Raw genomic sequence first — 10,217 nt, 5'->3', positions numbered from 1 at the left:
AATTGCAGAAAAATGACTGACCGCTGCATTCCACAGCAAAACCCCGCCTTATACCCATTTACACACAGAGTTATCCACAAACCACGCGATCGTTTGTGCACTTCTCTGTTTATATGAGCATCCTTCAACGGAAAAAGAAGAGGTCAAAATCGAAAATTAAAAATTCGCGAGCGTTGCGCAAACGTTTTCGTTACAATGCCCCCGCACAACAAGGATGCCCCGTAAGGGGCGTTAGCTGAGTTTTTAGCCAAGAATTCACCTAACGCTCTCTGTAATAGTCAAATCCAGGGGATTTACCATGCAACAACGTCGTCCAGTCCGCCGCGCTCTGCTCAGTGTTTCTGACAAGGCCGGTATCATCGAATTCGCTCAGGCACTTTCCGCACGCGGTGTGGAGCTGCTGTCTACAGGTGGCACTGCGCGCCTGTTGGCTGAGAAAGGCCTGCCAGTGACCGAAGTTTCCGATTACACCGGCTTCCCGGAAATGATGGATGGACGCGTAAAGACCCTGCATCCGAAAGTCCATGGCGGCATTCTTGGTCGTCGCGGTCAGGACGACGGGATTATGGAACAGCACGGCATCGCACCTATCGACATGGTGGTTGTTAACCTGTACCCGTTCGCCGAGACCGTTGCCCGTGAAGGCTGCTCGCTGGAAGATGCGGTAGAAAACATTGATATCGGCGGCCCGACGATGGTGCGTTCCGCTGCCAAGAACCATAAAGATGTGGCTATCGTTGTGAAGAGCAGCGACTACGCCGCCATTATTAAAGAGATGGATGCCAACGACGGTTCTCTGACCCTCGACACGCGTTTCGACCTCGCGATTAAAGCCTTCGAACACACCGCCGCTTACGACAGCATGATCGCCAACTACTTCGGTAGCATGGTTCCGGCCTACCACGGCGAAAGCAAAGAAGCCGCCGGTCGCTTTCCACGTACACTGAACCTGAACTTCATTAAGAAGCAGGATATGCGCTACGGCGAGAACAGCCACCAACAGGCTGCCTTCTATATAGAAGAGAATGTTAAAGAAGCGTCCGTTGCCACCGCGCAGCAGGTACAGGGCAAAGCACTTTCCTACAACAACATCGCCGATACCGATGCGGCGCTGGAGTGCGTAAAAGAATTCAACGAGCCAGCCTGTGTGATCGTCAAACACGCTAACCCGTGCGGCGTGGCAGTCAGTACCTCTATTCTCGATGCTTACGACCGCGCCTATAAAACCGACCCGACCTCCGCGTTCGGCGGCATCATCGCCTTCAACCGCGAACTGGATGCCGAAACTGCTCAAGCCATCATTTCCCGTCAGTTCGTGGAAGTGATCATCGCGCCATCCGCAACCGAAGACGCACTGAAAATCACCGCCGCCAAACAGAACGTCCGCGTGCTGACCTGCGGTCAGTGGGCACAACGTGTGCCGGGCCTGGACTTCAAACGCGTTAACGGCGGTCTGCTGGTTCAGGATCGTGACCTGGGTATGGTGAGCGAAGGTGAACTGCGCGTAGTTTCCAAACGTCAGCCGACCGAACAGGAACTGCGCGATGCGCTGTTCTGCTGGAAAGTGGCTAAATTTGTAAAATCCAACGCCATTGTTTACGCCAAAGAGAACATGACTATCGGTATAGGCGCAGGTCAGATGAGCCGCGTATATTCCGCAAAAATCGCCGGGATTAAAGCCGCCGACGAAGGTCTGGAAGTTCAAGATTCCTCTATGGCATCCGACGCTTTCTTCCCGTTCCGCGATGGGATTGATGCCGCCGCCGCCGCTGGTGTGACCTGCGTGATCCAGCCGGGCGGTTCTATCCGTGATGATGAAGTCATTGCTGCCGCCGACGAGCACGGCATAGCGATGGTGTTCACCGACATGCGCCACTTCCGCCATTAATCCACGGAGCAGACGATGAAAGTATTAGTGATTGGCAACGGCGGGCGCGAACACGCGCTGGCCTGGAAAGCGGCGCAGTCGCCAAAAGTCGAAACGGTATTTGTCGCACCAGGCAACGCGGGCACCGCGCTGGAACCTGCGCTGCAAAACGTGGCAATCGGCGTGACCGATATTCCGGCGCTGCTGAGCTTTGCCCAGAATGAGAAGATCGATCTGACCATCGTTGGCCCAGAAGCGCCTCTGGTAATTGGCGTGGTCGATGCGTTTCGCGCCGCCGGTCTGAAAATCTTCGGCCCAACCGAAGGTGCAGCGCAGTTGGAGGGCTCCAAAGCCTTCACCAAAGATTTCCTTGCCCGTCATAACATTCCGACGGCGGAGTATCAGAACTTCACCGAGATTGAGCCTGCGCTGGCCTATCTGCGTGAGAAAGGCGCGCCGATCGTTATCAAGGCCGACGGCCTGGCCGCCGGTAAAGGCGTTATCGTCGCGATGACGCTGGAGGAAGCCGAAGCCGCTGTTCATGACATGCTGGCAGGTAACGCTTTTGGCGATGCGGGCCACCGTATCGTTATCGAAGAGTTCCTCGACGGTGAAGAAGCGAGCTTTATCGTGATGGTTGACGGCGAGCACGTGCTGCCAATGGCCACCAGCCAGGACCACAAACGCGTGGGCAACGGCGATACCGGTCCGAATACCGGCGGCATGGGCGCTTACTCACCGGCACCGGTGGTGACTGACGACGTTCATCAGCGCACCATGGAACGCATCATCTGGCCAACCGTAAAAGGCATGGCGGCGGAAGGGAACACTTACACCGGTTTCCTGTACGCAGGTCTGATGATCGACAAACAGGGCAACCCGAAGGTTATCGAGTTCAACTGCCGCTTCGGCGATCCGGAAACCCAGCCGATCATGCTGCGTATGAAATCGGATCTGGTGGAGCTGTGCCTTGCCGCCTGTGACGGCAAGCTGGATGAGAAAACCTCTGAGTGGGACGAACGCGCCTCTTTGGGCGTAGTGATTGCCGCGGGCGGCTATCCGGGCAACTACAATACTGGCGATGAGATCCACGGCCTGCCGCTGGAAGAAGTCGCTGACGGTAAAGTGTTCCACGCGGGCACCAAACTGTCTGCTGACGATCGCGTGCTGACCAACGGCGGTCGCGTCCTGTGCGCCACCGCGCTGGGCAACACCGTTGCCGAGGCGCAGCAGCGTGCCTACGCCCTGATGACCGACATCCGTTGGGACGGCAGCTTCAGCCGTAACGACATCGGCTGGCGCGCCATCGAACGTGAGCAAAACTAACGGCTGAGCTTAGCCAGCAGCGTTTTGCGCGTAATACCTAACTGACGGGCGGCTTCGGTTTTATTGCCGCCCGTTTTTTCCAGCGCCGCCAGAATCACTTCTTTTTCGACATCCACCAGCGGTTGAATCTCGCCACTGTATTCCGTTTTTATCGGCGTCGCGGCAATCGCCATCGGCAGCTCGCGTTCGGAAATATATTCCCCCGTTAGCAGCACCACCGAACGCTCAATCGCATTTTCCAGCTCACGGATATTACCCGGCCAGTCATAGTGGATCAGCAGATCCATCGCCTGCGGAGTAAAGCCCTTCACCGCTTTTCGGTTACGTGTGGCAAAACGCTGGAGAAAATGTTCGGCCAACAGCGGAATATCTTCCCGACGCTGGCACAGCGCTGGCATTTCAATAGTAATGACGTTCAGGCGATAATAGAGATCCTGACGAAAGTGCCCGGCGTTAACTTCCTCCGCCAGATCGCGATGTGTGGCGGCGATCAGCCGGACATCAACCGCAATAGTCTGGTTGCTGCCAACCCGTTGCACTTCTCTCTCCTGGATTGCCCGCAGCAGACGCACCTGCATTAGCGGTGAGATATCGCCAATTTCATCAAGAAATAACGTGCCGCCTTCGGCTTCCACAAAGCGCCCTTCCCGCCGCTTATCCGCGCCAGTAAACGCGCCTTTCTCATGTCCAAAAAGTTCGGACTCCAGCAGCGACTCATTAAGCGACGCACAGTTCAGCGTCACCAGCGGTTTATCACAGCGGGTACTGCTGGCATGCAGCGCCCGGGCCACCAGCTCTTTCCCCGTACCGGAGTCTCCGTGAATGAGCACCGTTGCATCCGAGGGTGCAACCATCGCGATTTCATTGATCAACTGCTGCATCGCCGGACTGCTGCCAATCATGCCAAACTGCGCAGCCGACCCCGACGGCAGTTCAGCGCCCGTTTCCCGCGTATGCGCCAGCGCCTTTTCCAGCGTCTCCTGCAGGCGATCAAAATCCAGCGGCTTGATTAAGTAGTCCAGTGCCCCGGTTTTCAGCGCCTCAACGGCGGTCTCCACGCTGGAGAACGCCGTCATGATCAATACCGGAATCGCCGAATTCAACGCTTTAATCTCTTTCAGCGTTGCGATGCCGTCCATCTCCGCCATACGCACATCGCACAGCACTAAATCAAATACGCGTTCACGCACCTGTTCCAGTGCCGCTTGCCCGCTATAGGCCAGCGCGACCTCATAACCCCAGCCGCGCAGCAGCGCCTGTAAAATGGTGCAGTGGCTGATATCGTCATCTACCACCAGAATATTGATTTTTCCGCGCGTCATCCTTGTTAATCCTGTTGTTTCGCGTTGGTCGGCAGCCAGAGGGTAAAGGTTGCACCTTTGCCCTCAACGCTTGCCACATGAATGGTACCACCGTGCTGTTCAATTATGTTCTGCACTACCGCCAGCCCAAGGCCGGTTCCATCCGCTTTAGTCGTGAAGTAAGGCGTAAAAATGGCCTCCAGCTGTTCCGCGGCAATCCCTTTCCCGCTATCAATAACCACGATTTTAACGCGATCGCCGCTGCTTTCACTCGCTTCAACCGTAATCGTGCCCTGACGACCAATCGCATGAATGGCGTTCAGATACAGATTCAACAGAACCTGAGTCAGTCGGTCGGGATCGGCCTGAATAGCGGGCAGCGTGGAACTGGCCGAAAAACGTAGCTGGATTTCCCGGCTTGCCGCATCCTGACTCACCAGGTTTAATGAGTGGGTGATGACCTCATTGAGATCCACCTGTTGCAGCGTCAGATGCGCAGGTTTCACCAGCTCCAGCAGCTCGCTCACCACCCGATTTAAACGGTCCGCCTCTTTCGCCATCACCTGCGCCAGCTCATGCGACTCACCACCAGCCGGAGTTCGTTCGGCAAAATACTTCGCTAAACCTTTGATCGATGAAAGCGGGTTTCGAATCTCATGCGCGACCCCGGCCGCCAGATGTCCGAGCGCCATCAGTTTTTCTTTACGCTTCATCGCATCCTGCAGTTCTTTGTACGAGCGCTGATAGCGTTGATACCAGAAGAACGTCAGCACAGTGGCCAGCAGCACGGCCGCCAGCGCAGACAGGACGATCAGGGTGTTACGCCACTCTCTTGCCTGAGTCGCAGCCAGATCGCTGGCATCAAAAGCGATAAATATGATTTGTGCGGGGGGGATAAGCTGTCCGTCATTGCTGGCACAGCGCGCCATGCCATGACGTCCTGGACCATACATCGGCTGAAACTGACGATAAATTTCCAGGACCGGTGTTTTTTCACCGTCCCCCGTAGGCATGTCAATATTCCGCCAGCTTTCTTGTTCCCCGGGGCTTAGTTCCCGCAGGACATCCGGTGAATAGAGCGTTTTACCGACCATCGCGGAATTGCTGTGAGTAATAATGACGCCATGATCGTCAACGACGGCAAACCATAGCACGCCTGGTTGTACGGCCATTTCCTCCAGCAGCGTCTGCTGTTGAGCATGATGCATGCGCATCCCCATACCTACGCGCGTACCAGACTCCAGAGCGCGGATGAGCACGCTGCCTTTTTCCAGTAGCGTTTGCCGCGCGGCGCCGCTTTCCCGCCCATAGTCCCGAATGGTCATAATCGAAAACCAACCGACCAAAATCAGGATTGCCGCCAGCAAGAGTCGGCTCAACCACTTGGCCGCCGTGTCCTTATAAAGACGCATACGCTCTCCCTTTATCCCACCTGTTCCTTTCATCGTTGCAGGTATACAGCAGAAATCATGCCATTTTTTCTCCGTGATAACCCTGCCCTCAGACACAAACCGCTGAAAGTAGCGGGTAAAAATGACCCGCCGGCGCGTTCTGGCGAGTCATTTTTACCCGTCGCCCTGTAAAGGCCACGACTACAACGCCCGCGGGACCGGGATTGCCGCTTTGGCACGGAAGATGCAATAGGAAATGTAATCTAACCAACAGGAGAACGACCCATGAAACGGAACAACAAACTGGCGCTGATTGCACTCTCTCTTATCGCGTTGGGCTCTACCCCGGCGCTGGCGCAGAATCACTGGGTATATGGTGATGGAATGCAGCAACGAGGCGGTACGCCAATGACCACTGAGCAGCAGGCTACCGCGCAGAAAATATATGATGATTACTACTCGCAGACCAACGCCTTGCGCCAACAGCTGACCTCTAAACGTTATGAGTACAACGCGTTGCTAACAGCCAGCTCGCCGGACACTGCAAAAATTAATGCCGTGGCAAAAGAGATGGAGGCGTTGAATCAGTCACTGGATGAGCAGCGCGTTAAACGCGATGTCGCAATGGCCCAGGCAGGCGTACCTCGCGGAGCGGGAATGGGCTACGGCGGGTGCGGCGGTGGCGGTAACCATCGCGGCGGCCATATGGGAATGGGCCACTGGTAAACGTTTTTTGCCGGATGGCGGCCTCACCTTATCTGGCCCGATGTCCTGGCATCAGGTTTTCAGAAGGTTTTGGCAGTAGGCTGCCAGTGACAAAAATCTTCATTAGCAACCAGCAGTAGCTGCGACCCTTCGGGCGCTTCCAGCCATGCCACACTCACTTCTACAGATGAATGGCTCTGGCGGCGCTCAATGTGGTTTATCGCCCACGATTCCAGATCGGGCTTCAGTGTTTCACCTTCACAGGTCGTGACTGTGTTATTCGCATGCCAGCGTCCCTGACGCAATATCACCCGTCCCTGACGCAACGCATCGCTGGTCTGGCGGATTTGATCGGCACGATAGCGGTAAAGCGCAATTTGATCGCTGGAAAGCTGCTGCTTTTGCCCATCGACTTCACGCTGCATGAAACTCAGTTCGCCCCGGTCATCGAAGCGTATACGGACATGTTCCGGTGGTTGACTGTAAGTGTTGAGTTCTATCAGCGAGAGCGAATCACCCTGCCAGCGGTATTCACTGGTGGTAGTATCGCCTTTACGCCACGGACTAAATACCGAGAGCAAGTGAACATCGTCGCTGGAATCTTTACGCCAAATGCGTACCGCCCCCTGATCGCCAACATAGCCGCTGGCCGTGAACGGAGGAAGCTCAGAGTGGCGACTACAGGCAGACAGTAACAGCACACCTGAAAGCCAAAGCGAATGACGCCAGATGGACAAAAGGGGCGAAACCGCCCCTTCGATAAAACTGTTCACTGCCACGCGAATTACTTAACCGCGTCTTTCAGTGCTTTACCAGAAACAAATGCCGGTACGTTAGCTGCGGCAATTTTGATTTCTTTACCGGTCTGCGGGTTGCGGCCAGTGCGCTCAGCACGGTGGTTCACTTTGAAGGTACCGAAACCAACCAGTTGTACAGCATCGCCTTCTTTCAGAGACTCAGTAATAGCAGCCAGAGTGGATTCCAGAGCAGCTTTAGCCTGTGTTTTAGACAGTTCTGCTTTGTCTGCAATTACATCAATCAGTTGAGTCTTGTTCATAAGTTATCCTTACAATGTGTTTATCGCTTGCTAAGCATCGAGTGCGACGGAAATGCCAGAAAAGCACTCTCCTGCATACACGCACCGATAGCCACTTTTTTTCGCCCCCCAAATGTAGACCAGACCGGGGGCGGATGGGAAGCCTTCAGGCACGACAAATCAGGCGTTAAATCACGTTTTATGGTGTCATTGCTGAAAATTTATACCAATATTGCTCTCGCCAGCCTCGCGCAGGTCTGCACGAAGCCCTTTTATCAGCTCAATATCGCGTTCTTCACAGTCGGCTAAAAGTCGGAAAATTTCCCACTGAATATCCCATTCTTGCTCAACGGCCGGGTTCTCTTTGAGCTCTTCATCGGTCATTTCGCGACCAGCCTGGGTCATTTCCAGCATCGCAACCGTCGTAATCGAAGCCTTACTAACCTCAATTGCATGTTCCAGCGTTTCACCGCTAAGACGCGAATGCATCAGTTCGCTTAATGCCACACAGGCATCAATCGCCGGATAAACGCCGTACAGATCGTAATCGTCTGCTGAAGGAATAGCCTCTTCAAATTTTTCCAACTGGCTATCGAAATTGATTTTCGCGTCTTTAACCGTCAGCGCTTCCCAAATCAAATCCAGAATTCGGCGGTAAATTTGTCCATCGCCAAATTCGGTTTGCTTACAGAACATGGCGTAGTTGGGGTACATGCGTTCGCACAGACAGGCCATAAACGTGACGTGCTGCCAGCTTTCCAGCTTCTCCAGACGCAGGTGAATCGGATTTTGTAACATGATGAGTTCTCAAATACGGAAATTAGCGGCAGTTTACCCGATATGGGGCGTTTTTGCTGCAAGCCGCGTAAAAGCAGGGCGTTCGGATGCCACCGCATCTGCCCAGCGTGTTGGTTCGGGCAGACGATAGCCGTTCATACAGCGTTGTACCCACGCTAACGCGCTGTCCTGGTTCACGCGATGACCCGTAGAGATAAACAGCGGGTTACAGCGTGCTTTGCTGCGCCAAACCCATGCCAGCTGTTCGCCTTTATCCAACAACGGCGCTAACGCTCCAGGTTCGGCGGCGAGCGGCTCAAACTTGCCGCACAACCGTTTTTTCGCCACGCCAATCGTCGGGACATCCACCAGCAGGCCAAAATGGCTGGCCACGCCCAGACGGCGAGGGTGAGAGATCCCGTGACCGTCAACGAACAGCAGATCAGGCTTGTGCGAAAGCTGCTGCCAGGCGGCCATCAGCGCGGGTGTTTCGCGAAAGGAGAGAAAGCCAGGAATGTAGGGCATGGTGGTGGCGATTCGCGCCACCGTGTATTCAACCAGTTCCAGCGAGGGGTACTTCAGTAAGACCATCGCGGCTCGCGTCACTTCGCCCCCCTGCTCGAACCCAACGTCCGCCCCGCCGATCAGATCCGGTGGATCGTTCCTCAGGCGATCCTCGCGGATCACTGAAGAGGCCAGTTCAAGCTGCTGCGCGCGTAATGACGCAAGATCCATAATGACTCCTTAGCGGTGGTACTGTTCAGACAACCGATGTACCGCCTCCACAAAGACACCCGCATGCTCTGGCGGGACATCCTGATGAATGCCGTGGCCCAGGTTAAAGACATGGCCTTCACCCTGACCAAAACCGGCCAGAATCGTCGCCACCTCTTCTTCGATGCGGGCTGGCGGCGCATACAGCATGGACGGATCCATATTGCCCTGCAGTGCCACTTTATGACCTACACGACGACGCGCATCGGCAATGTCAGTGGTCCAGTCCAGACCTAACGCATCACAGCCGGTTTCCGCCATCGCTTCCAGCCACTGACCACCGCCTTTAGTGAACAGCGTCACCGGTACGCGACGACCTTCGTTCTCGCGCATCAGGCCGTCGACGATTTTGTGCATGTAATACAGGGAGAACTGCTGATAGTCGCGACCGGTCAGCACACCGCCCCAGGTGTCGAAAATCATTACCGACTGCGCGCCCGCTTTGATCTGCGCGTTCAGGTACAGAGTGACGCTCTTCGCCAGCTTATCAAGCAGCAGATGCAGCGCCTTTGGATCGGCGTACATCATCTTTTTAATCACGGTGAAGGCCTTACTACTGCCGCCTTCGACCATATAGGTCGCCAGTGTCCACGGGCTACCGGAGAAGCCGATCAGCGGCACTTCGCCTTTCAGTTCACGGCGGATAGTGCGCACCGCATTCATCACATACCCCAGCTCATCTTCCGGGTCCGGGATCGGCAGTTTGTCGACGTCAGCCTTGCTGGCGATCGGTGAGGTAAAGCGTGGGCCCTCTCCGGCTTCAAAATACAGCCCAAGTCCCATCGCATCGGGAATCGTCAGGATATCCGAAAAGAGGATCGCCGCATCAAGCTTATAGCGACGCAGCGGCTGCAGCGTAACTTCGCAGGCCAGCTCGGCATTTTTGCACAGCGCCATAAAATCGCCCGCTTCGGCACGCGTGGCTTTATATTCCGGTAGATAGCGGCCCGCCTGGCGCATCATCCATACCGGAGTGACATCAACGGGCTGGCGCAGCAGCGCACGCAGATAACGATCGTTCTTCAGTTCGGTCATTTTTC

10 protein-coding genes are annotated in these 10,217 nt (G+C 55.3%); 3 read left to right on the top strand and 7 right to left on the bottom strand.

From position 1 onward, the window contains the following. Positions 1-298 precede the first annotated feature (298 nt). Entirely contained in the window at positions 299-1,888 is a 1,590-nt protein-coding gene (gene purH / locus OGV75_RS01875; protein ID WP_286480305.1) for a bifunctional phosphoribosylaminoimidazolecarboxamide formyltransferase/IMP cyclohydrolase, read from the top strand. A 15-nt stretch (positions 1,889-1,903) separates the two neighbouring features. Continuing rightward, positions 1,904-3,193 (top strand): phosphoribosylamine--glycine ligase, encoded by a 1,290-nt coding sequence (purD, locus tag OGV75_RS01870; protein WP_016157951.1) that lies wholly within the window; start codon positions 1,904-1,906, stop codon positions 3,191-3,193. Here purD and zraR read toward each other — a convergent pair. Both zraR and zraS read right to left on the bottom strand, forming a co-directional pair. Further along, complete coding sequence (gene zraR / locus OGV75_RS01865) at positions 3,190-4,515, bottom strand: sigma-54-dependent response regulator transcription factor ZraR (protein ID WP_153647284.1); 1,326 nt, start codon at positions 4,513-4,515, stop codon at positions 3,190-3,192. The two genes, purD and zraR, sit on opposite strands and share 4 nt — an antisense overlap. 5 nt (positions 4,516-4,520) lie before the next feature. Continuing rightward, a complete protein-coding gene (gene zraS / locus OGV75_RS01860) occupies positions 4,521-5,906 on the bottom strand; it encodes a two-component system sensor histidine kinase ZraS (RefSeq protein WP_131405507.1) in 1,386 nt (461 codons plus the stop codon). A 264-nt stretch (positions 5,907-6,170) separates the two neighbouring features. Here zraS and zraP point away from each other — a divergent pair, with 264 nt between their 5' ends. Further along, the gene (gene zraP, locus OGV75_RS01855) at positions 6,171-6,611 is read left to right on the top strand and encodes a zinc resistance sensor/chaperone ZraP (protein ID WP_286480304.1); all 441 of its coding nucleotides are present in this window, start codon (positions 6,171-6,173) and stop codon (positions 6,609-6,611) included. A 59-nt stretch (positions 6,612-6,670) separates the two neighbouring features. On the opposite strand, the gene OGV75_RS01850 is transcribed toward zraP, so the two are convergent. The 5 genes from OGV75_RS01850 to hemE form a co-directional block, all read right to left on the bottom strand. Then, positions 6,671-7,363, bottom strand: a complete 693-nt coding sequence (locus tag OGV75_RS01850; RefSeq protein ID WP_016155315.1) for a DUF1481 domain-containing protein — start codon at positions 7,361-7,363, stop codon at positions 6,671-6,673. Positions 7,364-7,374: 11 nt separating this feature from the next. Next, positions 7,375-7,647 carry a nucleoid-associated protein HU-alpha gene (hupA, locus tag OGV75_RS01845; protein WP_001044509.1) on the bottom strand — a complete coding sequence of 91 codons (273 nt, stop codon included), beginning with the start codon at positions 7,645-7,647 and terminating at the stop codon, positions 7,375-7,377. A 186-nt stretch (positions 7,648-7,833) separates the two neighbouring features. After that, complete coding sequence (locus OGV75_RS01840; protein ID WP_003842015.1) at positions 7,834-8,424, bottom strand: YjaG family protein; 591 nt, start codon at positions 8,422-8,424, stop codon at positions 7,834-7,836. A 33-nt stretch (positions 8,425-8,457) separates the two neighbouring features. After that, a complete protein-coding gene (gene nfi, locus OGV75_RS01835) occupies positions 8,458-9,138 on the bottom strand; it encodes a deoxyribonuclease V (protein ID WP_047359002.1) in 681 nt (226 codons plus the stop codon). Positions 9,139-9,147: 9 nt separating this feature from the next. Further along, positions 9,148-10,212, bottom strand: a complete 1,065-nt coding sequence (hemE, locus tag OGV75_RS01830; RefSeq protein ID WP_046276272.1) for a uroporphyrinogen decarboxylase — start codon at positions 10,210-10,212, stop codon at positions 9,148-9,150. Positions 10,213-10,217: the final 5 nt, after the last annotated feature.

This window comes from Citrobacter sp. Cb028, from assembly GCF_030336705.1.
Classification (GTDB): Bacteria; Pseudomonadota; Gammaproteobacteria; order Enterobacterales; family Enterobacteriaceae; genus Citrobacter; species Citrobacter braakii.
The sequence above is the reverse complement of the archived record's forward strand: the minus strand, read 5'-3'. Positions and strand labels throughout refer to the sequence as shown.